The following is a 24,670-nucleotide window of genomic DNA, read 5'->3' on the forward strand; positions in this document are numbered from 1 at the left end:
TGGTGCGCGGCTCCTACTTGGCAGGCTGCGCTACCGGCTGGCCCTGCGGGTCCGGTGCGCCGGCGTAGTAGCTGGCCAGCACCCGCTCCTTGAGCTGGAAGAACGTTCCGTCCTCGATCGCCTGGCGGGCGGACTCGACCAGGCTCACGGTGAAGTGCTCGTTGTGGATCGAGATCAGCGTGTGGCTGAGCAGCTCCTTGGCCTTGTACAGGTGGTGGATGTAGGCGCGGGAGAAATTCTGGCAGGCGTAGCATTCGCAGCCGTCCACCAGCGGGGTGAAATCGCGCTTGTACCGTGCTCCGGAGAGGTTGAAGCGGCCCCACGGGGTGTAGAACGCGGAGTTGCGCGCGACGCGGGTCGGGGAGACGCAGTCGAAGGTGTCAGCGCCGTTCTCGATCGCGGTGAAGATGTCGTCCGGCTCGGAAATGCCCAGCAGGTGCCGCGGCTTGTCCTCGGGCAGCTCCTCGGCGCACCAGCCGACGATGGTTCCCAGGTTCTCCTTCTCCAGCGCGCCGCCGATGCCGAAGCCGTCGAATGCCATGGCGCCGAGATCCCGGCAGGCCTTGCGGCGCAGGTCTTCGTACTGCGCGCCCTGGATGACCCCGAACAACGCCTGGTAGTCCTTGCCCTCGCGGGAATCGGTCAGCGAGAAGTGCTCGGCAATGCAGCGCTCGGCCCAGCGGCGGGTGCGCTCCAGCGACTCGACCTGGTAGCCGCGCGAATTCTGCAGCGTGGTCAGCTCGTCGAAGGCGAACATGATGTCCGCGCCGATCTGGTGCTGCACGCCCATGGAGATCTCGGGGGAGAAGCGGTGGCGGTTTCCGTCCAGGTGGGACTTGAACCAGACGCCGTCCTCGTCCACGTTGGCCAGGCGTTCCTTGCCCGGGGCGACCGCGTCGTCCGGGCCTGACTGGTCCACGGACTTCATGTCGATGACCTTCTTGAAACCCGAGCCCAGGCTCATCACTTGGAATCCGCCGGAGTCGGTGAAGGTCGGGCCGTCCCAGCCCATGAACTTGCCCAGACCGCCGGCCTCGTCCAGGATGTCGGCGCCCGGCTGCAGGTACAGGTGGTAGGCGTTGGACAGCACCGCCTGGGCGCCGAGCTGCTTGACGTGCTCGGGGGTCAGCGCCTTGACTGTCGCCTTGGTGCCGACGGCGATGAACGCAGGGGTCTTCACTTCGCCATGCGGCGTGCGGATCACGCCGGTGCGTCCGAGCATCGGGGTTCCGTCCTCGGCAGTCAGTCGGGTCCCGACTTCAAAGCCGAATTCTTGCTGGCGCGGGTGGGGGGCACTGGGATCAAAGTTCATATCGGGCACGTACCAAGTTTGCCGTATTAAAGAGCCGGTGAGTAAAACGACAGTGTGATCCGGCCCCGAAACCTAGGCTTTCACATGGGAAAGAGCGAATAATGGAGGCTGTCTTGTTGTGTGCAACGCGACGGAAGGAAGCTGTGGGTCTAGAGCAATTGAAAGAATCCGCGAAGTCATTGATCACGCTGGGCCCTGCCCGCAAGGACCACTGGATCGGCCTGCGTACCGCCGTCGGCGTTTTCGCCCCGCTGATCTTCCTGATGGCCATCGACCGCCTGGACCTGGTGGTGTTCGCGGTCTTCGGCGCCTTCGTCGGCGTCTACGGCCGGGTGGACGGCTACTGGAACCGCCTGCGCATGCAGGTGCGTTCAAGCGCGCTGCTGTTCGGCGTCATCGCCGCGGCGCTGGCCGCTTCCCACCTGTGGATCGCCCACGACCAGCCGGAGCTCAAGGCATGGCAAATCGTCGGCGCCACGACGCTGGTTGCGGGGCTCTGCTCGGTGCTCGCTGGATTCCTGCGGCTGCGTCCGGCCGGTTCGCTGTTCCACATCTTCGCGTTTGCCGCGATTGCCTCCATTTCCAACCCGGTCCCGGCCTGGCAGGGACTGCTGGTGGCGGTGCTGACCATGATGCTGGCGCTGGTGATCGGCGCGGCCGGAGCATTGGGCCAGTGGTCGAGCCTGTGGCAGCGCACGCCGCTGCCACCGCTGTCGGACAACGTCCGCTCCGCGATCTGGTGGGAAGGGCTGTTCTACATCCTGACCGCCGGCATCGCCGGAGCCCTGGCCAACATCGTGGGAAGTCGGCTGGAAGCCGGCCACAACTACTGGGCCATGGTGGCCGCGGTGGTGCCGCTGGTCGGGCACACCACCAAGCTCAGGATGCGCCGCGGCATCCACCGCGTGCTGGGAACCCTGGTCGGGCTGGTGCTCATGGCGCTGCTGATCGTGCTGAATCCGCCGTTGTGGCTGCTGCTGACGCTGATCGGATTCTTCCAGTTCATGGCCGAGATGCTGGTCATGCGCAACTACTTCATGGCGCAGATCTTCGTCACCCCGCTGGCGCTGGTGGGCGTCTCCGTGATGTCGGGACTGTCCACGGCGCTGCTCTACGACCGCATGGTGGAAACCGTGATCGGTTCCGTGGTCGGCATCCTCGGGGTGCTCCTGGGGAGCTGGTTTGGCGGGATCAAGCGGCGCCAGGCCGGCATCGACCCGCCAAACCCGGGCAAGCAGTTCTAGATATTCACTCCGACGTGGGCTAATGCCTGACGGAGAATATTTTCGCGGCCTCCGGCGAACTCGCCCTGGATGTCGCTGCTCAGCGCTTCGGCAGGGGTGAGCCAGGTCAGTTCCAGCGCGTCCTGGCGTGGCGAGGACTCGCCGCGCACCGGCACGATATAGCACATGGAGACCGCATGTTGGCGGTCGTCGGTCAGCCCGGTTTCGCTGGGCGCCGGGAAGTACTCGGCCACGGTGAACGGCACCGGGGACGCCGGGAGCTGCGGCAGCACCATGGTGCCCAGATCCTTCTCGATGTGCCGGATCAATGCGGCACGGATCGTTTCGCGGTACATGACGCGTCCGGAGACGAAGGTGCGCAACATGCGCCCGTCGTTGTCCGCGGTCAGCAGCAGGCCGACCTCGTTGACGTAGCCCAGCGGGTCCAGGCGCACCGGAATGGCCTCGACGTACAGCATGGGGAGGCGCTGGCGGGCCTCGTAGAGATCTTCCTCAGAGAGCCATCCAGGGTAGGGATCAGGCGTGCGCACGTTCATGGTTCCATCTTGGTACACAAACACCTCTTAGGCCATGAATCTGTATCCGTGTTGCGCAACTCACCAATCTGCTACGCCCGTGCCCTAGTATCGCGCCGAGGCGCTCTGTAGAATTGATTGGGCTATCCCAATCAGAATGCATCTGACCCTGGATCGGCCGACCATTCCCGCACTTCTCTTGGAAGCAGACCTGTTGTGTCACACGCTCCGGACCGCTTGAGCAAACAAAACTTCACCACGATTGCCGTGCTGATCGTCTCCAGCTTCGTTGTCATCCTCAATGAAACCATCATGAACGTGGCACTGCCCGTGCTGATGGAGGAATTCAACGTCACCGCCGACGCCATCCAGTGGCTCGCCACGATCTTCATGCTGACCATGGCGGTGGTCATCCCGACCACCGGATTCCTGCTGCAGCGGCTGAGCACCCGCAAGGTCTTCGTGCTGGCCATCGGCCTGTTCACCCTGGGCACCGTGCTGGCCGCGGTCTCCCCGGGCTTCTCCGTGCTGCTGGTCGCCCGCGTCATCCAGGCCTGCGGCACCGCGATCATGATGCCGTTGCTGATGACCACGATCCTCGACCTGGTGCCGCCGGCACGCCGCGGGGTGCTGATGGGCAACGTGTCGATCGTGATCTCGGTGGCCCCTGCCATCGGCCCGACCCTGTCCGGCATCATCCTGCAGTACCTGTCCTGGCGGTTCATGTTCATCGTGATCATCCCGATCGCCGTGGCGGCGCTGCTGATCGGCACCCCGCGCCTGTCCAACGAACCGGGCGACAACTCCGCGCCGCTGTCCATCCCGTCGCTGATCCTGGCCGTGCCGGGCTTCGGCGGCCTGGTCTACGGCCTGAGCGGCCTGTCGGCCGGCGTGACCCCGCTGGGCCTCGGGATCCTGGCGGTCTCGGTGCTGTGCCTGACCGCCTTTGTGCTGCTGCAGGTCAAGCTGCAGCACGGGGACAAGGCCCTGCTGGACCTGCGCTCGCTGACCTACCGCGACTTCACGCTGTCGCTGGCGCTGATGATGTGCGCGATGATCTCCCTGTTCGGCGTGATCATCCTGCTACCGCTGTTCTTCACGACGGTGCTGGGCATCGAGACGCTGACCACCGGCCTGATCATGCTGCCCGGCGGCCTGCTCATGGGCCTGCTGGCCCCGCTGGTCGGCAAGCTCTACGACAAGGTCGGCGCCCGCCCGCTGATCGTTCCGGGCTCCATCATCCTGCTGGCGTCGCTGTTCGGCTACGCGCTGATCCTGAACGCCGCCACCCCGATCTGGCTGCTGGTTCTGCTGCACCTGGTCATGAGCCTGGGCCTGGCCTTCATCTTCACCCCGGCGTTCACCACCGCGCTGAACCCGCTGCCGCACCACCTGCACTCGCACGGCTCGGCGCTGCTCTCCACCCTGCAGCAGCTGGCCGGCGCCATGGGCACCGCGCTGATCGTCGGCGTGGTGGCCGCGTCCACCGCCTCGAAGATCGCCGCAGGCACGGACGTCGTCACCGCGACGGTTCAGGGCTTCAAGCCCGGCTTCCTGGTGGGCGCCGCGTGCAGCATCGGCATCCTGGTCATCGGGATCCTGCTGGGCGGCAAGAAGCAGGAGAGCCAGCAGCCTTCCGACCAGGCTCCGGTGGCATCCCACTAGCCAGAGCGGAATTCTTCGGCTTTGCCGCGCAGCCCGGCACCCTCGTGGTGCCGGGCTTTTGCGTGCGCGCGGGCTCCCGGGCACCGGGATCCGGATCTTCACCTTTGTCCATGCGGGCGATAGGCTGACCGGAGATTCACGACTATCGAAGGGGTTTGCATGCAGCTACGGGATTCGGTCGCGCTGGTGACCGGCGGACTGTCCGGGTTGGGACGGGCCACGGCCCAGAAACTGGCTGCGCAGGCCAAGCACGTGGTGGTGCTGGACCTGCCGCGCGAGGACGGGGATGAAATCGCCGCGGCGATCGGCGCGAACGTGCGCTACGTCCCGGCGGACGTCACCAGTTCCGAGGAAGTGGCCGACGTGATGGAGCGCGTGCGCGAGCTGGGCCAGCTGCGGGTGCTGGTGAACTGCGCAGGGGTGGCAACCCCGGGCAAGGTGCTGGGACGCGAGGGCGTGCTGCCGCTGGAGAAGTTCGCCAAGGTGCTCCAGATCAATGTCAACGGCACGTTCAACGTGATCCGCCTGGGTGCCGAGCTGATGGCGCACAGCGAGTCGCTCATCGATGCGCAGGGCACCGCCGAGCGCGGGGTCATCATCAACACCGCCTCCGTGGCGGCCTTCGACGGGCAGATCGGGCAGCCGGCCTACGCCGCCTCCAAGGGCGCTGTGGCGGCGATGACGCTGCCGCTGGCCCGTGAGCTGGCGCAGCACCAGATCCGCGTCATGACCATCGCCCCGGGCATCTTCCAGACGCCGATGCTGGCAGGGCTGCCGCAGGCGGCGCAGGATTCGCTCGGCGCGCAGGTGCCACACCCCTCGCGGTTGGGCCGCCCGGAGGAGTACGCGGCCTTGGTGGAGCACATCGTGGCCAACCCGATGCTCAACGGGGAGACGATCCGTTTGGACGGCGCCATCCGCATGGCGCCGCGCTGAACCCGCGGCGCAGGCGGGCCGGACTCAGAAATCCAGGGTCCGGCCCGCCTGCACCCGGTGCTCGGCGTGGCTGATCTGGAACCGCCGGTTCTCCGCGCAGACGAACACCACGATCGCCAGGAACACCCACAGCACGCAGGCCCACAGCGGGGTGGCGCCCAGCATCCAGCCCTGGGCCGCGGCAGCGGCCAGCGCCAGGCCGAACCCGCTGGCGAAGGCATGCCTGCCGCGTTCGGAGTGGGCGAACACCGCCGCCGGCACCGCGGCGGCCACCGCGACCAGCGACACCGCCAGCGCATGGCCCGGCTCGTTCCAGCCGGCGGCTGCGAACACCAGCTGCAGCGTGTAGACCAGGGCGAATCCGGCGAAGAAGCCCAGCGGCATGTCCGTGGCGATACGCTCGGTCCGGTTGCGGGCGGTATTCAGGTTCAGCTGGTGCACCCCGTACAGCGCGATCCCGGCGGCCGCCGCGGAGACCGCCGCGGCGGTCCAGGGCAGGAACCCGGAGGCGAGCGTCAGCGCGCAGCTCAGCAGGGCCGCGGCGCTCAGCGCATGGATGCCGGCGGCGCGCTGCCGGCGCGAGGAGAGCTGGGCGGGCAGGGCGCTGAAGGCGGCGCTGGCGATCAGCGCGATCCCGATGACCGGCCAGATCACCGCATGCACCAGCCCGGTATCCAGCAGGCTGGCCTGGCTGCGGGCATCCATCCCGGCGCCGAAGGCCAGCGAGGTGGCCAGCAGCAGCACCCCGGACAGGGCGAACAGCCCGGCGCGGACCTTGTCGAAGACTTCCACCGCGGGATTGGGCCGCAGGTCAGGGGCCGTATAGGGCAGCTCGAACGCAGGCCTGCGCGTGGACTCGGCGATGGCCCGCTGGGCGGAGCCCACCAGGGTGCGCAGCTGCATATTGGGCTGTGGCTCGGCCATGGCATACCATCCTTCGTCGGGCCCGTGCAGGGGTGTGCAACAGCCTAGGGTAAATATGCCGAGGTGAGAAGAGGCGCTAGGCGGCCGGGGCTTCGCGCAGGCTCTGCGCGGAACTGAAGCTGCGCGCGGCGCCGGTGATCGGGTCGGTGAAGGAAATGGTGTGCGCCAGCAGCTGCAGCGGGCGGTCGTAGTCGTCCGGCGCCAGGTCCCACAGCCGCGGGTAGAAGGCATCGTTGACGATGCCCAGGCCCAGCGAGGCGAGGTGGATGCGCAGCTGGTGGGTTTTGCCCGAATGCGGCTCCAGATCCATCAGCGCCACCTCGGTGCCCGCGTGGAATCCGGCGCTGCGGCCGATGGCCTCCACGCTGATCAGCGTCTGCGCGTTGGGCTCGCCGTCCTCGACGATCGAGCGCAGCTGGCCCTTCACCTTGGACATGCGGTTCTCGTAGGTCATCGGCATGCCAGCCAGCAGGGCGCGCAGTTCTTCGCTGGTGCGTTGCTGGCTGTGCTCCCCATTGGCCTGCAGCACCACGCCGGTCTCCAGCCCGTCGCCGGGGGCCAGCGCGACCACCGCCTTGTAGCGTTTGGCGATCTCGCGGCGCTCGAAGAGCATCTGGTAGGCGCCGCGGGTTTCCGGGTTGACGGCGAAGAGGATCACCCCGGCGGTGGCCCGGTCCAGCCGGTGCATCGGCACCAGATCGTCGATGCCGGTCTGGTTGCGCAGCCGCACCAGGACGGATTCCTGGATGAACTTGCCGCCCGGAGTGGTGGGCAGGAAGTGCGGTTTGTCCACCACCAGCAGGTGCTCGTCCTGGTGGAGGATCTTGGCTTCGAAGGGGATCGGGGTCTCCACCGGCAGCGAGCGGTAGTACCAGATGAACTCGTGCTCGCCCATAGGCGTCTGCCGGTCCAGCTTCACCCCGCCGATTCCCACGATCTCGCCGTCATCGAAGCGGCGCAGGATGCCCTCGGGGTCCACATGCCCGAACCGTTCGAGCAGATACTGGGCCACCGTGTCCCATGGACCGGTGCGCGGCAGGTGCAGACGGGTGGCGTTGACGCCGTTGCGGACGGGGAGCGGAGATGCCATGGCCATGGCTCCCATTCTTTCATCTTTGCCCCGGGCCGTTGTCCTCATCAGTGCGCAGCCGGCTGGCAGGAAGGGCAGAAGTAGCAGTCTCGCTCCAGGCCCGAATCCTCGGCCGCGATCTTCAGCAGCTGGATCTTCGCGCCGCAGCGCAGGCAGGGCTTGCCGGCGCGCCCGTACACCCAATAGGGCTCGCGGGTCCGGGCCAGGCCGGTGGTCACCCTGCGCGGCCGGTCCTTGTTGACTTCCAGCAGGCGCTGCGACATCTCGATGACCTTCCCGAGGTCCACGACCTGTCCCACGGGCGTGAGTGGGTGCAGCCGGGTGAGGAACAGGACCTCGCAGCGGTAGATGTTGCCCACCCCCGCCATCAGCCGCTGGTCCAGCAGCGCCTCGCCGATCCCGCGGTGCGGCTGCGCCCGGAAATTCGCGGCCGCCGCCTGCGCGTCCCAGCCGGGCCCCAGCAGGTCCGGGCCCAGATGCCCGACCAGCTGCGCTTCCTCGGCAGTGGGCACGAGCTTGACCTGGGCGATGTCGAAGCCGACCGCCACGACGCCGTCGCAGGCGAGCACCACGCGTGCGGTGTGCGCCGGACGCTTGAAGCGGGCTCCCGGACCGTAGAGATCCCACCGCCCCTCCATGAGCAGGTGCGAATGCAGGGTCAGCGGCGGCTGGTTGAAGGCAGGTTCCGCCGTGGCGGGAGGCTGCAGCCGCATGAGCAGGTGCTTGCCGCGCGGGAGGACCTCGGACACCGTGTAGCCGGCCAGGTCCACCGTGGACAGTGCCGGGACCCGGAAGTCCGAACGCAGGATGCTCTTCCCGGCCAGCGCATGGTGCAGCCTTGCGGTGGCCCGGTAAACGGAATCGCCTTCCGGCATGGTGCATCTCCTTTGCTGCTGCCAGCCGCCGCGTACAGCGCGCTGGTGTCCAGGCTACCGCCGGAAGCGGATGCCCTGCGGGGTCGAGTAGAAACCGGCGCCCAGCAGGGCGGCGGCCGCCGGGTGCTCCTGCACAGGTTCGCCGTTGACCGTGGCGATGGCGATCTTGTCCACCCCGGCACGGCGCAGCGCCGCAACCAGCCTGGCCGCCAGCAGCGCCCAGGCCTGCTCTCCGGGTTCGCCAAAGGCCAGCACGGTGCGTCCGCCGCGTTCGAGGTACAGCACCAGCTCGCCGTCCAGCATGCCCACGATCGCCCCGGCCTTGCGCCCGGGACGGTGCCCGGTCTGCGTGGCGGGCCACGGCAGCGCCGCGCCATAGGGGTTGGCCGGGTCGGTGGCGGCCAGCACCACTGCTTCGGGCTGGCGGCGCGGGTCCTCGGGCAGCACGAAGCCGCGCAGCCGGTCAATGGTGTTCGAGGTGGAGAACTGCGCGGCGCCCAGCTTCTCGATGAAGTAGCCACGGCGCGCATGCCCGGCCTCCTCCAGCTTGGACAGCACCCGGTAAAGCTGTCCGAAGCCCCCCGGCACCGCCTCGGCGGCCACCGAGCCGCGGGTCAGCACCCCGTAGCGCTCGAGCATGATTTCCGCGGTGGCGTGCGCGGCGATGGTGGGGTCGCGCACCGGCTCGGGCAGCAGCGCCCAGCGCGCCGAACCGCGGGTGCTGCGCGCATGCACCACGCCCTGCTCGCGGGCCATGCGGCTGAGTCCGGACAGCCGGTTCAGCCGGGCGGCGCGGGCGCGCGGCGCGGGCTTGGCGATCTTGTGCGCGGTGCTGCCCCCGGCCAGGTAGCCGCGCACCGGCGCCAGGGTGTCAGGGGAGATGAACCCGGCCCAGAACAACTGCCAGCAAGCCTCGGTGATCTCCTGCTCGCTGGGCGGGCGCCCCTCGCCGGGGTGGATGCGCGCGGCGATCTCCTGCACGAAGTACGCGCCGGTCGGGTCGAAGGATTCAAGCACCCGGCGGGCCAGCGCATCCAGCGGCGCGGGGTCCGGGATCGGCAGGCTCAGCGGGGCATGCTCGGCGGTATGCAGCGAGAGCCAGCCGTCCTTGCCCCCGGCCGCGCCGGCGCCGCAGATGAGCACGTCCCCGGCGCTGGTCAGCTCGTCCAGCCAGGCGCTCTGGTAGCCGGGCAGCCGGGCAGGCAGCACAAAGGACTCCAGCGCGGAGGCGGGCAGCTCGACGCCTGCCAGCTGCATCGCCACCTCGTAGACTCCGTCGCTGCCCTCCAGCCGGGAGCCGACCTGCTGCCAGGCCGGCAGGAAACGCGCGAAAGCCAGCTGGTCCACCGGCTCCACCTCGGCGCGCAGGGCGGCCAGCGAGCGGGTGCGGATGGTGCGCAGCACCTGCACGTCGCAGTACTCGTCCCCGCTGACGCCCTCGGGAATCAGCTCCACCGGGCGGAAGGCTCCCAGCGAGAGCCGCCCGGCGGCGGTCATGGCATCCAGCACCGGACGCAGCACCGCCACGCCCAGGCCCAGCACCCCGGAGATCTCGGTGAGCGTGAACGGGGCGTGGGTGCGGGCATAGCGCGAAACCAGGTCCTCGACGGGCTGGGCCGCGGGCTCCAGGAAGGCGGCGGGGATGCCGGTGGGCAGCGGGGTGCCCAGTGCGTCGCGCAGCTTGGCCGCGTCCTCGATTCCCGCGTAGGCCAGCTGCCCGCCGATCCGCAGGGTGAACGCACGCCGGGTGGCCACCAGCGATTCGGCGTGCGCGCGGGCCGCCGCCTCGGCCAGCGGGGCCTGCTCGTCGGCAGGATCACGCAGGCGTTCAGCCAGCTGAGCGGCGGTCAGGGGGCCCAGCAGCCGCAGCAGGTCCGCGGCCCCCTCCATGCCGGCCAGCCGGCGCTTGGGGGCCAGGTACTGCAGCTGCTGCGCCAGCTCGGCGATGACCTGCGGATCCAGGATCTCGCGCACGTCGTTGCGGCCCAGCAGCTCGCCCAGCAGCACCGGGTCCAGGCTCAGCGCCGCGGCCCGGCGTTCGGCCAGCGGAGCGTCGGATTCGTAGAGGAACTGCGCCACATAGCCGAAGAGCAGCGACTGCGCGAAGGGCGAAGGCAGCTCGGTGGTGACCTCCACCAGCCGGATGGCGCGCGAAGAGACCTGGGACAGGATCCGGGTCAGCGCTGGCAGGTCGTACACGTCGTTCAGGCATTCGCGTACGGTTTCCAGGATGATCGGGAAATCCGGGTAGTTGCGGGCCACGTCCAGCAGCTGGCTGGCGCGCTGGCGCTGCTGCCACAGCGGGGTGCGCTTGGTCGGGTTGATGCGCGGCAGCAGCAGCGCCCGGGCGGCGCATTCGCGGAAGCGCGCGGCGAACAGCGCCGAATTGGCCACCTGCCCGGTGACCAGATCCACGATCTCGTCGGACTCGAACGCGAACAGCTCGGCCCCGGGCGGCTCGTCGTCCATGGCGGGGATGCGCAGCACGATCCCGTCATCGGCGGCCATCGCGGAGGCGTCCAGCCCCCAGCGTTCACGCACCCGCGCACCGACTGCCAACGCCCACGGGGCGTGCACCGCCAGCCCGAAGGGCGAATGCAGGATCACCCGCCAGTCGCCCAGCTCGTCGTGGAAGCGCTCCACCACGAAGGTCTGGTGGTTGGGGACCTGCCCGGTGGCCTCGCGCTGCTCGCCCAGGTAGTTCAGCAGGTTCTGCGCGGCGAAGGCATCCAGTCCTCCTGCGCCCAGCTCTTCGGCGGCCTCGGAGCGTTCGCGGGCCAGCAGGCCGGTGGTGAATTCGCCCAACGCCGCGCCCAGCTCCACCGGGCGGCCCAGCCCGTCGCCGTGCCAGAAGGGCAGCTTGCCGGGCTGGCCGAAGGCGGGGGTGACCAGCACCCGGTCGTGGGTGATGTCCTCGATGCGCCAACTGGTGGCGCCCAGGGCGAACACGTCGCCCACCCGGGACTCGTAGACCATTTCCTCGTCCAGCTCGCCCACGCGTTTGGGCGCCTTGTCGTCCTCGGATCCGGCCAGGAACACGCCGAACAGCCCGCGGTCAGGGATGGTGCCGCCGGAGATCACGGCCAGGCGCTGCGCTCCGGGGCGCGCGGAGAGCACCCCGGCGTCGCGGTCCCAGATGATCCGCGGCTTGAGCGTGGCGAATTCGTCGGAGGGGTACTTGCCGGTGAGCATGTCCAGCGTGGCCAGGTACACGCTGCGCGGCAGCTGCTGGTAGGGGGCCGCGCGCCGGACGGTGTCGAACCATGCCTCGACGTCCAGGTCTTCCATGGCCACCGCAGCAAGGGTCTGCTGGGCCAGCACATCGAGCGGATTGGCAGGGATCGCCATCTTCTCGATCTTGCCCTCGCGCATGCGGGTGACCACCAGCGCGGTGGAGAGCAGGTCGGCGCGGTGCTTGGGGAAGAAGATTCCCTGGGAGACCGAACCCACTTGGTGGCCTGCGCGGCCCACGCGCTGCAGTCCGGAAGACACCGAGTTGGGGGACTCGACCTGGATCACCAGGTCCACCAGCCCCATGTCGATGCCCAGTTCCAGCGAGCTGGTGGCGACCACCGCACGCAGCCGGCCGAGCTTCAAATCCTCCTCGATGGCCGCGCGGGCGTCCTTGGAGACCGAGCCGTGGTGGGCGCGGGCCAGCAGCGGCGCCTCGGGATTCGCGGCCGCGGTGGACCCGGCCTGCGCCATCATCACCGCGGGGGAGGAGGACAGCTGGTTCTCTACCGCGAAGCCCTCGCGCTCGGCATAGATTTCATTCAGCCGCCCGGTCAGCCGTTCGGCCAGCCGCCGGGAGTTGGCGAAGATGATGGTCGAGTGGTTGGCCAGCACCAGGTCCACCAGCTGGTTCTCCACGTGCGGCCAGATGCTGGCCGCGGCTGCCGGAGACGAGCCGGGGCCCAGGTCGTGGGCGGCGGCAGCGGAGGGCAGGTCGGTCATGTCCTCGACCGGAACCCGCACCTCAAGCTCCCATTGCTTGGTGGATTCCGGTCGCACGGTGTTCACCGGGGCGGAGCCGGCCAGGAAGCGCGCGACTTCCTCGGGCGGCTCGACGGTAGCTGACAGGCCGATGCGCTGTGCCGGGGCGGCGAGCAGGGAATCCAGCCGTTCCAGGGACAGCGCCAGATGGGTGCCGCGCTTGGTGTTGGCGATCGCGTGGATCTCGTCGATGATCACCGTGTGCACCTGCGACAGCGTGGTGCGCGCCTGGCTGGTCAGCATCAGGTACAGCGACTCGGGTGTGGTAATCAGGATGTCCGGGGGATTGCGCAGCAGCTGCCGGCGCTCGGAAGCGGGGGTGTCGCCCGAGCGCACGCCCACCGAGACCGAGGGCTGGGAGAGTCCCAGCTCGTGGGCGGTGGCCCGGATGCCGGCCAGCGGGGAGCGCAGGTTGCGCTCCACATCCACGCCCAGGGCCTTCAGCGGCGAAATGTAGAGCACCTTGGTGCCGGTGCCCGTCGGATGGTCGCTGTCCTGGTCCAGTCCGGGCAGCGCCGGGGCATCCAATTCCGCGTGGTGCAGCCGATCCAGCGCCCAGAGGAAGGCCGCCAAGGTCTTGCCGGAGCCGGTCGGGGCGATGACCAGCGTGTGGTTGCCTTCGGAGATGGATGTCCAGGCACCGACCTGTGCGGTGGTCGGCTCGGTGAAGACTTCGGTGAACCACTTCTGGGTGGCCGCGCCGAAGCGGGTCAGGACATCGCTCATGGAATCGATCCTACGTTCTGGCACGGACAGCTGGAGAGACTGGGTTAAACGTGGTGGTACTTGCCGCCGGCCGCGATGTCCTGGGCGCGGTACAGCTGCTCGGTGAGGATCAGGCGGACCAACTGGTGCGGGAACACCAGCTTGGACAGCGACCAGGTGAAGTTCGCCCGCGCGTGAACGGTTGGATCAACGCCGTAGGCTCCGCCGATGATGATCACGACATTTCGCGCGGAGTCGATCGGCGTGCGCAGGGTATTGGCCAGCGCTGGGGAGTCGACGTTCTTCCCGCGCTCATCGAGCAGCACCACGAAGTCCCGGTCGTCGATTTTGGCCAGGATGCGGGCCGACTCCTCGGTGCGTGCCGCGTCGTTTTCCCGCGAGGAATGCGAGAGTAGCTGCCACGACAGGTCGAAGGGTTTCTTCAGCCGCTTCTCATAGCGGGAGATCCCCTCGTCCACCCAAGACTCATGCTTCTTGCCGACGGCCAACACCTTGATTGTCATGGTTCTATTCTTCCGCATAGCCGACGGTCAGCGAACACAGTGGGTCTGTGGATACGATGGAGACCATGCGATCTTCATGGTTTTTCCGCCCGGGTCAGCGATCACGCGGCGTGCAGGCGTTGTGGATCGCCTTTGGACTCATCGTGGTGCTGTTCTATTTCACCCGGCGAATGCTGGTCTCCCTCAGGATCGGGGGATGGTCCAAGGATGTCGACCTGCCCGTCGAGCAGTGGGTTCTGGCTCACCAGGATCCTGTGTGGCACTCGGTTGCCACCGTGCTCTATCTCTGGGGATCAACGCCCGGCATGACAGTGACCATGGTGATCCTGACGGCAATCATTTGCCTGTGGGCGCGCAGCTGGTGGCCTTTGGCCACGGTAGCCTTCACCGCCTTGGGGTCGGTGCTGCTGACGGTGGTGCTCAAATCAGTGCTGCAGGTTGCGCGCCCGACTGGCGTGCCCGGAGGCCCTGCGCCGCCGGGGTCCTTCTCGTTCCCCAGCGGGCACACGCTGAATGCGGCAGCGCTGATTGGCATCGCCACCTACCTGGCTGTGGTCTACGGATTACGTCGCTACGCATACCTACTGGGCGGCATAGCGGTGTTGTTCGTCGTGGCCATGGGAGCCTCCAGGGTCTACCTTTCCCACCACTGGGTTTCTGACGTCCTGGTCGGCTTGCTCATTGGCGCAGGCTGGGCGGCTGTTGTCGCTATCTTGCACTATTTCTTCGTCCCCTCGAAGAGGACTCGGCAATCTTCCTAGCTTGCTGAACATCCCCGGTGGATGTGACATTAACTTCAAATATGATTCCGACATCGCGGGCCGACTTATCGGCCTGCGATGCGCTGCTTAACGACCCTATTGGTGTTGCTCAACTAGCCCGGAGTTCAAAAGCGCCGCTTTAGCGCACGTCAGTACGCGGAACCTCGGGAGATTTCATGTTGTTCAACAATCCATTGGAGAATTTGGGCATGATTCCGGGGCGCTGCCGGCGAGGCACACCTTTTTCCAGCGACTGAGAATTTGCCCCGATTCTTTCTCACTCGGTGAGAATTTCGATTTGTCCTCGCCGCATACATGACAGAACAATGGTTCATTGTGCCAATTTCCGCCGGCGGGCGGACCCGCACGAAAAAGTTGTTCACGGCCGTCCACGGCCTCTCGATGAAGGTGCCATGAGCGTAAGGAAAGAGTCCGATTCACAGACCGCACGGGTCTTGTGGATTCTCTCTGCATTGGCGAAGGTTCCGCAGGCAAGCGTGCGCGAGCTGTCCACCGAAACCGGCATTCCGGTGAGCTCGGTGTACCGTCTGCTGGACCACTTGGTGTTCTCCGGCTTCGTCCACAAAACTTCCTCCGGACACTACGGCGCCGGCGCCGCGGCCGTGCAGCTTGCCGAACGTTACTGGGATTCCAGCCTGGCGAGCGGAACCGTCGCCCCCTACCTGCGCCAGCTGTCGCAGGACTCCGGCGAACTCGCCGCCTTCATCGTGGCCCATGGCGCCGAATCGGTGTGCGTGGAAACCATCGAGTCCACCCAGGCGTTGCGGTGCAGCTACTCGGTGGGCACTTCCCACCCGCTGACCCTCGGGGCCTCGGGCACCATGCTGATGGCCCTGATGTCCCGGGAGCAACGCGCCGAAATCTTCGACTTCCATGATGTCGATGCTCCGTCGAGGACACGCCTTGAGCAGGCCTGCGAATCGGCCTTCCGAGCGGGCTACGCAGTCAGCCTCTCTGAGGTGGAGGAAGGCGTCTGGTGCGTCAGCTCCCCGGTCACGGACCTGAACGGAGAGCTGCAAGCAGTGGTGAGCCTAATGGCTCCCGCCCAGCGCAGCCTCGAACGCCAAGCTGAACTGATCCAACAAACCTGCAGAACCGCACTGAGCCTGAGTGGAGGAATCAAATGACCTGGAAACAGGCAACCGACTGGACCGGACGCAACGATGGTCCCGGTCCGGAGCATGCCCGCTGGCACAACACCATCCAGGCCTGGACAGCCGGGGCCGAACCCGGCGCCGCGCTGCTGGGTTTCGCCAGCGACGAAGGCGTGCGCCGCAACAAGGGCCGAGTGGGTGCGCGCGACGGGGCGCAGGCCCTGCGCACCGCGCTGTCCTCCATTGCCCTGCACGAACCGGTCAAGCTCTACGACGCCGGAGACATCGAGGTCGACGGCGAAGACCTGGAATCCGGGCAAGAGGCCTTCGCTGACGTGCTGGCCCAGCTGCTGCGCGAAGGACACTTCACCGTGGGTCTTGGCGGAGGCCACGAAATCACCTTCGCCAGCTACGCCGGACTGGCCCGCGCCCTCGGCGAAGACTCCAGCTGGAGTCTGGGCATACTGAACATCGATGCGCACTTCGACCTGCGCGAGGCGCCGCTGCCGAGCTCCGGCACCGGTTTCGCGCAGATCGCCAAGGCCCAGGCAGCCGCCGGGCGCCCCTTCCGCTATGCGGCCGTGGGCATCAGCGAAGCAGCCAACACCAAGGTGCTCTTCGACCGCGCCGCCGAGCTTGGCGTCGAGGTGCTTCTGGACACCGAATGCCATCTGGGCAACCTGCAGGCGGTGCGCGAATTCATCGCGAACTTCGCCGACTCGGTGGACCACCTGTACCTGACCATCGACCTGGACGCGCTGCCGGCCAGCGTGGCACCAGGCGTCAGCGCCCCGGCCGGCTTCGGCGTCAGCCTTGAAATGGTCCGCGAGATCGTCTTGGCCGCCGCCCGCAGCGGCAAGCTCAAGCACGCAGATATTGCTGAGCTCAACCCTCTCTTTGACATCGATCAGCGCACCGCCCGCACTGGCGCGCGACTGCTCAATGACCTGATCTTGAACCGAGGTTAAGATATATGGAATTACAACTATCCTTGGTCCAGACCGCGGCACTGGCGCTGATCCTGCTGGTCTTCGGCGAGTTCGCCCGCCGCCGCGTCGCCTTTCTGGAGAAGTTCTGCATCCCGGCCCCCGTGGTCGGCGGCTTCCTGTTCGCCCTGCTGGTGCTCGTGCTGCGCCAGACCGGCACCGTGGAAATCAGCCTGGACACCTCCCTGCAGACCCCGGCGATGATCGCGTTCTTCACCACCATCGGCCTGGCAGGTTCGCTGGCGACCATCAAAAAGGGCGGCAAGCTGCTGCTGATCTACCTGGTGGCCTGCTGGACGCTGGCCTTCGCGCAGAACATCATCGGCATGGGCATGGCCAAGCTGCTTGGCGTGGACCCGATGCTGGGCATCATGGCCGGCGCGGTCAGCCTCGAAGGCGGACACGGCGGCGCCGCGGCCTTCGGCCCTACCGCTGAATCCATGGGCGTCGAAGGCGCCACCACCGTGGCCATCGCCTCGGCCACCTTCGGCCTGGTGGCAGGCAGCCTGATCGGCGGCATGCTCGCCAGCTTCCTGATGCACCGCCACAAGCTGGAAGTTCCTGCCAAGCCGCAGACGATCGCCCAGAAGGTCGGCGCAGGCTACGGCGTGAAGAAGCTTGCAGGCGGCGGCGGTTTCGCCGGCGGCCCGGCCACCGGAGAGGACCTCGACGAGGCCATCAAGCAGCCGGGCGACGAGATCAGCAACTACTCCTCGATCCTCTCCACCTCCACCATCATCGGCATCATCATGGTGCTGGGCATGCTGCTGGGCGACTGGATCGCGCAGATGACCGGCTTCTCGCTGCCCGCCTACGTGGGCGCCATGATCGCCGCGGTGATCTTCCGCAACCTGAACGACAAGTTCAACTGGGTGAAGATCAATGACGACTCGGTCAACCTGATCTCCCAGCTGACCCTCGGCTTCTTCCTGACCCAGGCCATGATGAGCCTGAAGATCTGGGAACTGGCGAACCTCGCCGGCCCGCTGTCCATCATCCTGCTGGTGCAGCTGGTGTTCATCACCCTGTTTAGCGCGATCGTGGTCTTCCGCATCATGGGCAAGAACTACGACGCGGCCACCATGGTCGCAGGTTTCATGGGCCACGGCCTGGGCGCGACCCCCAACACCCTGGCGAACATGGACTCCTTCAACGCCAAGTACGGCGTGCGCTCGGAGAAGGCGTTCCTGATCGTGCCGCTGGCCGGCGCGGTGCTCATCGACCTGGTGGCGCTGCCCTGGATCGTGTGGTGCATGAACCTCGTGGCAGGTTAAATCCGCTCACCACCAAGTGCCCTCGGCGCATCGGGAATACGATGCGCCGAGGGCACTGCTGTCTGCACGGGATTAATTCAGCACCCGCACCGGTTTGCCCTTGGCCCAGGCCCGGATGTCCGCGGCCGCGTCCTGGTAGAACATCGCGAACTGCTCCACGGTCACGTAGCCGATGTGCGGGGTGGCGATGACCCCGCGGGTTGCGGCCAGCCGGTCGCCCTCCGGCAGCGGCTCCACATCGAAGACGTCCACCGCGGCCAGGTAGAGCTGCTCGTTTTCCAGCGCCTGGATCAGTGCATCGGTCTGCACGATGCGGCTGCGCGAGGTGTTCACCAGGATCGCGTCGGGCTTCATCCAGGCCAGCTGCTTGGAGCCCACCACCTCGGTGCTGCGCTCGGAGAGCTTGAGGTGGATGGTCAGCACGTCGCTGGTGGCGAACAGCTCGTGCTCGCTCACCTTGCGCACGCCGACCTGGGCGGCGCGCTCCGCGGTCAGGTTCTGGCTGTAGGCGATCACGTGCATGCCGAAGGCCAGCCCGATCTTCGCCACCCGGGAGCCGAGGTTTCCCAGCCCGTAGATGCCCAGGGTCTTGCCCGACAAGCCGATGCCCATGGTGCTCTGCCACCCTGTGGGATGCTCCAGCGGGCGCTGCGCGGAGAAGATCTCCACATCCAGGCGCCGGGCCGCGGCGAGGATCAGCGCCCAGGTGTGCTCGGCGGCGTCGGTGGCGATGTAGCCGGTATGGCTGACCACCACGCCGTGCTCCGCGGCCGCGTCGAGGTCGATGGAGCCGTTGCGCCGTCCGGTGGTCACCAGCAGCTTCAGGTTCGGCAGGGCCTGCAGCCGGGCGCGCGGAAACGGCGTGCGTTCGCGCATCGCGACGATGACGTCGAAGGGCTGAAGCGCCGCGATCACGGTGGCGTCGTCATGCCCCAGGAATTCGGTGAAGACGCTCAGTTCGGCGTCCAGCTCCTGGGCCAGGGACTGGAAATCGGCGAGCGTGCGGGAGATGTCGTGGTAATCGTCGAGGACGGCAATTCGCATGGCTCAATACTAAGCACCACCGGTGCCGGGAAACGAGAGTATTTCCCTTATTTCCGCTGACCAGCACGCACTCTGGCAGACTGGGTGGAAACTTCCGGGTGAAGGGAACATCCATGGACTTGAAACAATCCCTGCTCGCCGGGCGCCGCGGCCGCCGGCTGCTCAGCAGTATCGTGCTGTCCGGGACCGCCCCCGAGGCGCAACACCTGATGCGTTCGGTGTTCGACGCGTCCTTCGAATTGGCGCAGCAACGAGGCGACGGGGTTGTGCGCTTCACCATGGCCGAGGAAAGTGCAGGTGCAGAGCCGCAGGAATCCGCCGCGGATGAAACGGCGCCATCGATTGCCCAGATTGCGCAGATGCTCCGCACCGTGCCCCTGCCCGAAGCGATGCCCGAGCTGATTCGCTCAGCGCTGGCGGACAGCGTCGATTGGGCCATGTACTGGCAGCCTCCGGATGCCGAGGACACCTTGTTCGGCGACCCCCGACTCGTTCAAGCACTGGAGCGGGTAGCAGAGCATGTCGCGTCAACCGGCATCATCCAGAGCTGGATGGGCGCATCCACGCAGGCGAACCAGTGGATGATCACCTGGACGGGCGAAAGCGCCGAAGGCCAGTGGGAACCGGGCCTTGAACCTGCGCAATCCCAGCTGAAGGCGTGGAACCTCGATCTCGCGGAGAAAGAACGCGCCAGCAAGGCAGACCTGGGGGAAAAGATGGACCAGCTGGCCAGCGGGCACTGGTGGTCGAATCCGCCGGGCGGGCTGTACCGCAGCTTCGGAACCTTCGAGCTTGAAGAGCCCATCGGCCTGGCTTGTGTGGAGGACGGCATGGGATGGAGCTCGGCGCTGGTGCGGCGCCTGCAGATCGAATGCCGGAAGCCGGTATTCCACATCACCGAGCCAAGGCACTGGGCCGATTTGTGCCGCCGCTACCCGCTGGAAGTCAGCGCAACGATGCGGCGCAACTGGTTTGAAACGACCGGGCGCGACGGGCTCTGGGTCCAGCCGGACTGGCAGGCCGTGGCCGAGGACTACGACGGGGTGCATCTGGGCCTTGGCGCCTATCTGGCCGGAGCGGGGGAGATCATCGCGGTGGATGCCCGGCGCGCCAGCGTCATCGCCGGATGGAACCCCGATGAGACCTACTGGTTCACCGATGCCGTGCAACCGGTGGACGAGGTGCGTACGTGGGGAATCAGTGATGCGGGTGGGCGCGATGTTTGGTTGCGAAGATAGCCTTTGCGGTGCGCATGGACCCGGCATTCAGGACACTCCAGCGGGACGGTCCGCACTCGCGCAGCTCCAAGCTGTTCGGGTGCAAGCCGCCCCGCAGATTTTTTAGCGCCAATGCGCGACATCGCGGCGGCTAATGCGGTTCGGCGCGCCGCATGCGGATGAATCCCACCGCAAACGGCAGGAGAACCCATAGGGCAAATGAGGACAACGCAGTGCCCATACTTCCGTCGCCGATCAAGGAATTGGACATCGAGGCGGTTTGCAGGAAAGGTCCGATGCCACCGGGCAGCAACAACAGCAGATTGTCGATGAGCAGCACTTGGATGATCACTATCACCACCGAAAGCGGCGTCGACAGCAACGCGGAGCCCAATGCCGCACCGCTCAGCGAACCGGCAAACGACAACACAATTAGCATGCCGAGGACCTCCAGCGAACCTTGGGCAGTCCAGGCCATCCCAAAGGCGCTGGCCAGCCCGAAACTAACTGCCAGGCCGGTCGCGATGAACGCCGCGCAAAGAGCGACGCCGATGAGCACGGAGGTCACCAGTTTCGCCAGGAAAACACGGTGGCGACGTGGTTCCAACGCCAGAATCATCAGTATGTCCCGATGCTGCCAATCCATCGTATAGACCAGAATTCCAAGAATTGGGGTTCCCAAGGCCGCACATACGGTAAACGCCATCATGATGACTGAGAAGGACAACTCGGCTTCCTCCTGGGCAATTAGCACCCAGCACACTCCGAAGGACAGCAAGAGCCCAAGCCCAAGCATGCTCCACAGCACTGACTGCCCGGAACGAACCGTTGTCAGTTTCCGAAATTCCAGCCCCACCAAGCGGCCCAGTGTGGGCCGGGATCCAACAAGCGGTTGCCGTTCTGGTGTATCAGTGGTTTTCATAGTCAAAGTACTTCCGTCCGGTGAACACTGTATTCACCCTGTGTAAGGCGCAGGTAGGCTTCCTCCAGCTGGTGCTCCTGTTGCGATCCCAGCGAGGTGATCAGTATTCTGTGCTCCATGGCAATCTGCGCCACCTGTCGATTGCTGGCCTGGACCTTGAGCCAACCAGGGACGGCATGGTCCGAGACGGCAAATCCATGAGCCAGCAGCAACTTGGCGAGTTTCTCCGGCTCGTCGGCTTCGACGCTGACTTGTGAATCCGGGTTGCTGAGATCCGACAGCGTGGATTCCGTCGCGACGCTGCCGCGGTCGATGATGACCACGCGATGAGCGTAGGATTGCAGCTCCTGCAGGAGATGGCTGGAAACCAAAACGCTTCCCCCGTCCTGGGCGAACCCTGTCAACAAGCCGCGCAGCCAGCTGATGGCTTCGATGTCCAGCCCGTTGACGGGCTCATCCAGGATCAGGCACCGAGGACGCCCCAGGATTGCAATTCCAAGCCCGACGCGCTGGCGCATCCCGAGAGAGAGGGACTTGAATCGTCGTTTGGCAACAGATTCCAATCCCATTTGCTCAATAACTTCGTCGCGGCGGCTGTTGCTGATCCCGAGCATGCCTGCTGCAAGACTGAAGCTGTCGCGAACATTTCGTCCTGGATGCCGAGCGGCTGCGTCCAGCAGCGAACCGACTGCCGCTCCCGGGTTCGGCAGGTCGGAATACCTGACCCCGTCGTAAAGAATGGAGCCTGAATCGGGGGTGCCCAGACCCAGCACCATTCGCATCAGCGTAGATTTTCCGGAACCGTTAGGGCCCAAAAGGCCGGTGATTTGTCCTGCAGGTATCGAGCACGATATCTCCTTGAGGATATGCGCCTTCCCGTAATGCTTGGATACCGAAGAAACTTGGATATGCATGCTTATTCAACGCCCTTTGGGATTCGATGATCTACCATTGCGCCAATGATCGAGCCGATGAAAGCTATGGCCAGCGCGCCGACGAGGGTCAGAACGCTGATCAGCGGGTTGGACTCCCCGGCTGTAGCAAACGAGGTAACCACCCGGCCGAGGACCACTAGTACGGCGACGGCAACAGCAACGGTGATGATCCAAAAACCCTTCGATGTGGCTTTCCCCTTGGTGAACGTTTCGGCGAAACTTTTCTCCGGACCGAAAAGTTCCAATGGGGTGCTTTGAGCCGCCTCGGATTCCGCGCGGACTTCCCGGAGGGTTTGTGCGACGACGGACTCCGGCATGCGGCGCCAGCGAAGCTGATAGGCCAGGTTCTTGAAGTATTCGTCGTTCATCATGTCAGTGCTTCTCTTCGTCTAGTAATTGATTGGTGACCGCAGTGAACTCACGCCACATTTTGGTCTCCGTTTTCAGAGCAACAAGGCCGGCGGCGGTGATTCGATATGTCTTGCGGCTTGGGCCGTGCTCCCCTTCTACCCATTCAGTCTCGACCAATTCGTCGTCGACGAGGCGTCGGAGGAGCGGATACAGGGTTCCTCCGCCAACATTCCCGAGGCCGTAGCCCGCCAACAATCCGATAACTTCATGCCCGTACGTTCCGCTGTGGCGATGGATGGTCCTCAGCACACATAGCGTCAAGGAAGCCTTGAGCCACCCGCTGGGCCATTTCTCCGCTTGATTCATAACTAGATCGTAATCCGATCTACAAAGGAAGTCAATGAAGGTCGCTTTGCGTTGCCAAGGAGCAGTAGCCAGCTGACCGCAAGGACCAGCGCAATATCCATGCCGAGAATCACGGGACCTACCAACAACTCGCTGGCTGTTTCCGAAAGGGATATAACCATGAGATTGGCGATCAAGTGAGTGGCTGCAGAGGCAATCCATGAGCCAGTCAGCGCACATATGGCGAATGCCGCCAAGGAAAACAATGCTCGATCAGCAACTAGCCAGGGGTTGCTGATCGGGTGGGCTAGGCAGAATCCAACAGTCGCTGCAGCTGGGATCATCCATCGATGGCGTGGACGAAGATGCTTGCGCATCCTCCAGGGAAAGTACCTGAAGGCAAGCTCTTCGGCACATGAGGCGAGGGCCAGCCCGATGAGCACTGCGGGAGACGTCCACTGGGCGACTCCCGCGATCAAGGCGAATAGGACGGCGACCACGCCTATGAATTTTCCGGTAGACGGGCTTCCGGCTTCTGGATATTTTTCAGGGTTGTTGCAGATCAGGTAGGCGGCCGTGGCCGCGGTTGCCATAACGAGCGCGCCAAACCATTCGCTCGCCACGAGGTGATCCCATGCTAGCGCCAGGCTAGCGAGAGTTAGCATGGCGCTGATGGCCACATATGCAAGAAGTCTTGTCATTTCGAATTGGGTTCTACAGGGTCGCCCGCGTTGCTCGCGGGCGACCCGCTAGATGCTAGAAGAAGTAGTGCCAGAGAGCGTCGAAGAGCTCCCAGAGGCCACCCGAGGCAACGAAGTCGATTCCCCAGCGGATCCACGAAGCGAGGCTATTCCACCATTTCTTAAACGCGTTCCATCCTTTTTTGACGGCGGACTTCATGCTGTTCCAGATTTGAGGAGCATTTTTCTTGATCCAGTCAATGACTGGCTTGATGCTGATTCTCTTCTGCGCGTCGGAGGCCGAAGCTGTTCCGAGATCCGGGGAGGCGACGCTGCGCGTGCCGCTATCCGCAGCAATGGATCCGGACGATACGGTGCTCGCCGACGATGCGACAGTTTGGACGGACGAGATTGAGGGCTGGGCAATGGCGCTAGCGGCTCCGGTAACTGGCGCAAACAGCAGGGCGCCACAGAGTGCCGCAGCCAGGGTGCGACGCTTGATCGGATTGGCCGATGGCGTCGTCTTTCGAGCTTGACTCATTTCGAGTTCCTTTGTCTCTCTTGTGAATGATGATGGTCCTGCAGGATCCGAGACTAATGTATATAAATCCATCGCATTTATGTCCAATGCGACAAAATGTTAAGGCAAGCGTGGTGCGTTTGGATATCCTGTAGCGGTTTGGCGGCAGAGTCATGTTATATTGCCGTAAGTTGACTAAACCCCAATTCATTCACGCTAAGTTATCAAGTATTAGCAAGCAAGATGACCTATTTTTGTCTTGAGATCATTCTGAATGCTTGTAGATGCGGTGCGTGTTTGGCCCCTGTTCGGCCGCCTGTTGCATCTGGGGGATTGACGCAGTTCGCGGTTGGCGACACAAAACACTATCTGTTAGTGTTTTGAACTGCTTTCTGATGGGTTGCGCAGTCCGTCCGTTCGGGCGCGGCCTAGCCGCACTTCCGAAAAAGGTATTTAAGGTCGGAACTTGCTTTTGCCTGTGCGGCAACAGATGCGTACGCGACAGCCTTGTGGCTTCCGTCAGATCGTTCGCCGACAGGCAATGAATGAGTAGCAGATGACCCTGTCGATTCGAAACGTGGCCCGTGCGCGGCACGCGATGGCGGTTGCAGAAGCAACTCGCGCGGTGCCGTGGCCTCAAAGATTTTCAGCGTTGGTTCGAATGCCAGGTGTAATAGCGCCAAAGTTAAAGGTGCGCTGGGTGCCGAACGACAACGGGCTGTTCCGCCGGCCCCACG

Annotated in this window: 22 protein-coding genes; 8 read left to right on the forward strand and 14 right to left on the reverse strand. The window is 65.3% G+C overall.

Going from position 1 to position 24,670, the window contains the following annotated elements; all coding sequences use genetic code 11:
* Positions 1-13: 13 nt before the first annotated feature.
* Positions 14-1,312, reverse strand: coding sequence for a tRNA guanosine(34) transglycosylase Tgt (tgt, locus tag C1H84_RS13450; RefSeq protein WP_047118034.1), 1,299 nt, complete (start codon positions 1,310-1,312; stop codon positions 14-16).
* A 143-nt stretch (positions 1,313-1,455) separates the two neighbouring features.
* Here tgt and C1H84_RS13455 point away from each other — a divergent pair, with 143 nt between their 5' ends.
* Positions 1,456-2,556 carry an FUSC family protein gene (locus C1H84_RS13455; RefSeq protein ID WP_244910908.1) on the forward strand — a complete coding sequence of 367 codons (1,101 nt, stop codon included), beginning with the start codon at positions 1,456-1,458 and terminating at the stop codon, positions 2,554-2,556.
* Here C1H84_RS13455 and C1H84_RS13460 read toward each other — a convergent pair.
* Entirely contained in the window at positions 2,553-3,092 is a 540-nt protein-coding gene (locus C1H84_RS13460) for an NUDIX hydrolase family protein (RefSeq protein WP_047118032.1), read from the reverse strand. The two genes, C1H84_RS13455 and C1H84_RS13460, sit on opposite strands and share 4 nt — an antisense overlap.
* A 216-nt stretch (positions 3,093-3,308) precedes the next feature.
* On the opposite strand from C1H84_RS13460, the gene C1H84_RS13465 reads away from it, so the two are divergent.
* Together C1H84_RS13465 and C1H84_RS13470 are read left to right on the forward strand one after the other, a co-directional pair.
* Positions 3,309-4,736, forward strand: coding sequence for an MDR family MFS transporter (locus tag C1H84_RS13465; RefSeq protein WP_244910909.1), 1,428 nt, complete (start codon positions 3,309-3,311; stop codon positions 4,734-4,736).
* Positions 4,737-4,895: 159 nt separating this feature from the next.
* The gene (locus C1H84_RS13470; protein WP_113607649.1) at positions 4,896-5,672 is read left to right on the forward strand and encodes an SDR family NAD(P)-dependent oxidoreductase; all 777 of its coding nucleotides are present in this window, start codon (positions 4,896-4,898) and stop codon (positions 5,670-5,672) included.
* Between the two features lie 24 nt (positions 5,673-5,696).
* Here the strand turns inward: C1H84_RS13470 and C1H84_RS13475 are convergent, their stop codons facing one another.
* The 5 genes from C1H84_RS13475 to C1H84_RS13495 form a co-directional block, all read right to left on the reverse strand.
* The gene (locus C1H84_RS13475) at positions 5,697-6,596 is read right to left on the reverse strand and encodes a hypothetical protein (RefSeq protein ID WP_146956076.1); all 900 of its coding nucleotides are present in this window, start codon (positions 6,594-6,596) and stop codon (positions 5,697-5,699) included.
* 76 nt (positions 6,597-6,672) lie between these two features.
* Positions 6,673-7,686, reverse strand: a complete 1,014-nt coding sequence (locus C1H84_RS13480; RefSeq protein WP_113607724.1) for a pseudouridine synthase — start codon at positions 7,684-7,686, stop codon at positions 6,673-6,675.
* A gap of 47 nt (positions 7,687-7,733) precedes the next feature.
* The gene (locus C1H84_RS13485) at positions 7,734-8,561 is read right to left on the reverse strand and encodes a DNA-formamidopyrimidine glycosylase family protein (RefSeq protein ID WP_113607651.1); all 828 of its coding nucleotides are present in this window, start codon (positions 8,559-8,561) and stop codon (positions 7,734-7,736) included.
* Positions 8,562-8,615: 54 nt separating this feature from the next.
* Positions 8,616-13,280, reverse strand: coding sequence for an ATP-dependent helicase (locus tag C1H84_RS13490; protein ID WP_113607652.1), 4,665 nt, complete (start codon positions 13,278-13,280; stop codon positions 8,616-8,618).
* Between the two features lie 44 nt (positions 13,281-13,324).
* Positions 13,325-13,783, reverse strand: a complete 459-nt coding sequence (locus C1H84_RS13495; protein ID WP_181728142.1) for a 23S rRNA (pseudouridine(1915)-N(3))-methyltransferase RlmH — start codon at positions 13,781-13,783, stop codon at positions 13,325-13,327.
* Between the two features lie 65 nt (positions 13,784-13,848).
* On the opposite strand from C1H84_RS13495, the gene C1H84_RS13500 reads away from it, so the two are divergent.
* From C1H84_RS13500 to C1H84_RS13515, 4 genes are all read left to right on the forward strand, one after another.
* Entirely contained in the window at positions 13,849-14,544 is a 696-nt protein-coding gene (locus C1H84_RS13500) for a phosphatase PAP2 family protein (protein WP_181728143.1), read from the forward strand.
* Between the two features lie 413 nt (positions 14,545-14,957).
* Positions 14,958-15,692, forward strand: coding sequence for an IclR family transcriptional regulator (locus C1H84_RS13505; RefSeq protein ID WP_160309066.1), 735 nt, complete (start codon positions 14,958-14,960; stop codon positions 15,690-15,692).
* Entirely contained in the window at positions 15,689-16,627 is a 939-nt protein-coding gene (gene hutG, locus C1H84_RS13510; protein ID WP_047118026.1) for a formimidoylglutamase, read from the forward strand. Before C1H84_RS13505 ends, hutG begins: the two co-directional genes overlap by 4 nt.
* A gap of 5 nt (positions 16,628-16,632) precedes the next feature.
* The gene (locus C1H84_RS13515) at positions 16,633-17,919 is read left to right on the forward strand and encodes a sodium/glutamate symporter (RefSeq protein ID WP_113607654.1); all 1,287 of its coding nucleotides are present in this window, start codon (positions 16,633-16,635) and stop codon (positions 17,917-17,919) included.
* Between the two features lie 72 nt (positions 17,920-17,991).
* Here the strand turns inward: C1H84_RS13515 and C1H84_RS13520 are convergent, their stop codons facing one another.
* Positions 17,992-18,963: a D-2-hydroxyacid dehydrogenase family protein gene (locus C1H84_RS13520; protein ID WP_113607655.1), complete on the reverse strand. Its 972-nt coding sequence runs from the start codon at positions 18,961-18,963 to the stop codon at positions 17,992-17,994.
* Positions 18,964-19,076: 113 nt separating this feature from the next.
* On the opposite strand from C1H84_RS13520, the gene C1H84_RS13525 reads away from it, so the two are divergent.
* Positions 19,077-20,201, forward strand: a complete 1,125-nt coding sequence (locus tag C1H84_RS13525; RefSeq protein ID WP_113607656.1) for a hypothetical protein — start codon at positions 19,077-19,079, stop codon at positions 20,199-20,201.
* A 130-nt stretch (positions 20,202-20,331) separates the two neighbouring features.
* On the opposite strand, the gene C1H84_RS13530 is transcribed toward C1H84_RS13525, so the two are convergent.
* The 6 genes from C1H84_RS13530 to C1H84_RS18040 all read right to left on the reverse strand — a co-directional run bounded on the left by C1H84_RS13530 (position 20,332) and on the right by C1H84_RS18040 (position 23,954).
* Positions 20,332-21,102, reverse strand: a complete 771-nt coding sequence (locus C1H84_RS13530; protein ID WP_146956081.1) for a hypothetical protein — start codon at positions 21,100-21,102, stop codon at positions 20,332-20,334.
* Between the two features lie 2 nt (positions 21,103-21,104).
* Positions 21,105-22,016, reverse strand: a complete 912-nt coding sequence (locus C1H84_RS13535; protein WP_047118022.1) for an ATP-binding cassette domain-containing protein — start codon at positions 22,014-22,016, stop codon at positions 21,105-21,107.
* A 2-nt stretch (positions 22,017-22,018) separates the two neighbouring features.
* Positions 22,019-22,408 carry a hypothetical protein gene (locus C1H84_RS13540; protein ID WP_047118021.1) on the reverse strand — a complete coding sequence of 130 codons (390 nt, stop codon included), beginning with the start codon at positions 22,406-22,408 and terminating at the stop codon, positions 22,019-22,021.
* A 1-nt stretch (position 22,409) separates the two neighbouring features.
* On the reverse strand, positions 22,410-22,754 hold the full coding sequence (locus C1H84_RS18290; protein WP_047118020.1) for a PadR family transcriptional regulator: 345 nt from the start codon (positions 22,752-22,754) through the stop codon (positions 22,410-22,412).
* Positions 22,755-22,756: 2 nt separating this feature from the next.
* On the reverse strand, positions 22,757-23,413 hold the full coding sequence (locus tag C1H84_RS18295; RefSeq protein WP_160309065.1) for a CPBP family glutamic-type intramembrane protease: 657 nt from the start codon (positions 23,411-23,413) through the stop codon (positions 22,757-22,759).
* Positions 23,414-23,489: 76 nt separating this feature from the next.
* On the reverse strand, positions 23,490-23,954 hold the full coding sequence (locus tag C1H84_RS18040; protein WP_146956084.1) for a hypothetical protein: 465 nt from the start codon (positions 23,952-23,954) through the stop codon (positions 23,490-23,492).
* Between the last annotated feature and the right edge of the window lie 716 nt (positions 23,955-24,670).

Origin of the sequence: Glutamicibacter soli (assembly GCF_003309065.1) — a bacterium.
Taxonomy (GTDB): domain Bacteria; phylum Actinomycetota; class Actinomycetes; order Actinomycetales; family Micrococcaceae; genus Glutamicibacter; species Glutamicibacter soli.

What these genes read in the sequence shown, in the direction of transcription:
- tgt (WP_047118034.1), bottom strand. Translation starts at nt 1,312, where the DNA reads ATGAACTTTGATCCCAGTGCCCCCCACCCGCGCCAGCAAGAATTCGGC.
- C1H84_RS13460 (WP_047118032.1), bottom strand. Translation starts at nt 3,092, where the DNA reads ATGAACGTGCGCACGCCTGATCCCTACCCTGGATGGCTCTCTGAGGAA.
- C1H84_RS13470 (WP_113607649.1), top strand. Translation starts at nt 4,896, where the DNA reads ATGCAGCTACGGGATTCGGTCGCGCTGGTGACCGGCGGACTGTCCGGG.
- C1H84_RS13475 (WP_146956076.1), bottom strand. Translation starts at nt 6,596, where the DNA reads ATGGCCGAGCCACAGCCCAATATGCAGCTGCGCACCCTGGTGGGCTCC.
- C1H84_RS13480 (WP_113607724.1), bottom strand. Translation starts at nt 7,686, where the DNA reads ATGGCATCTCCGCTCCCCGTCCGCAACGGCGTCAACGCCACCCGTCTG.
- C1H84_RS13485 (WP_113607651.1), bottom strand. Translation starts at nt 8,561, where the DNA reads ATGCCGGAAGGCGATTCCGTTTACCGGGCCACCGCAAGGCTGCACCAT.
- C1H84_RS13490 (WP_113607652.1), bottom strand. Translation starts at nt 13,280, where the DNA reads ATGAGCGATGTCCTGACCCGCTTCGGCGCGGCCACCCAGAAGTGGTTC.
- C1H84_RS13495 (WP_181728142.1), bottom strand. Translation starts at nt 13,783, where the DNA reads ATGACAATCAAGGTGTTGGCCGTCGGCAAGAAGCATGAGTCTTGGGTG.
- C1H84_RS13500 (WP_181728143.1), top strand. Translation starts at nt 13,849, where the DNA reads ATGCGATCTTCATGGTTTTTCCGCCCGGGTCAGCGATCACGCGGCGTG.
- C1H84_RS13505 (WP_160309066.1), top strand. Translation starts at nt 14,958, where the DNA reads ATGAGCGTAAGGAAAGAGTCCGATTCACAGACCGCACGGGTCTTGTGG.
- hutG (WP_047118026.1), top strand. Translation starts at nt 15,689, where the DNA reads ATGACCTGGAAACAGGCAACCGACTGGACCGGACGCAACGATGGTCCC.
- C1H84_RS13515 (WP_113607654.1), top strand. Translation starts at nt 16,633, where the DNA reads ATGGAATTACAACTATCCTTGGTCCAGACCGCGGCACTGGCGCTGATC.
- C1H84_RS13520 (WP_113607655.1), bottom strand. Translation starts at nt 18,963, where the DNA reads ATGCGAATTGCCGTCCTCGACGATTACCACGACATCTCCCGCACGCTC.
- C1H84_RS13525 (WP_113607656.1), top strand. Translation starts at nt 19,077, where the DNA reads ATGGACTTGAAACAATCCCTGCTCGCCGGGCGCCGCGGCCGCCGGCTG.
- C1H84_RS13530 (WP_146956081.1), bottom strand. Translation starts at nt 21,102, where the DNA reads ATGAAAACCACTGATACACCAGAACGGCAACCGCTTGTTGGATCCCGG.
- C1H84_RS13535 (WP_047118022.1), bottom strand. Translation starts at nt 22,016, where the DNA reads ATGCATATCCAAGTTTCTTCGGTATCCAAGCATTACGGGAAGGCGCAT.
- C1H84_RS13540 (WP_047118021.1), bottom strand. Translation starts at nt 22,408, where the DNA reads ATGATGAACGACGAATACTTCAAGAACCTGGCCTATCAGCTTCGCTGG.
- C1H84_RS18290 (WP_047118020.1), bottom strand. Translation starts at nt 22,754, where the DNA reads ATGAATCAAGCGGAGAAATGGCCCAGCGGGTGGCTCAAGGCTTCCTTG.
- C1H84_RS18040 (WP_146956084.1), bottom strand. Translation starts at nt 23,954, where the DNA reads ATGAGTCAAGCTCGAAAGACGACGCCATCGGCCAATCCGATCAAGCGT.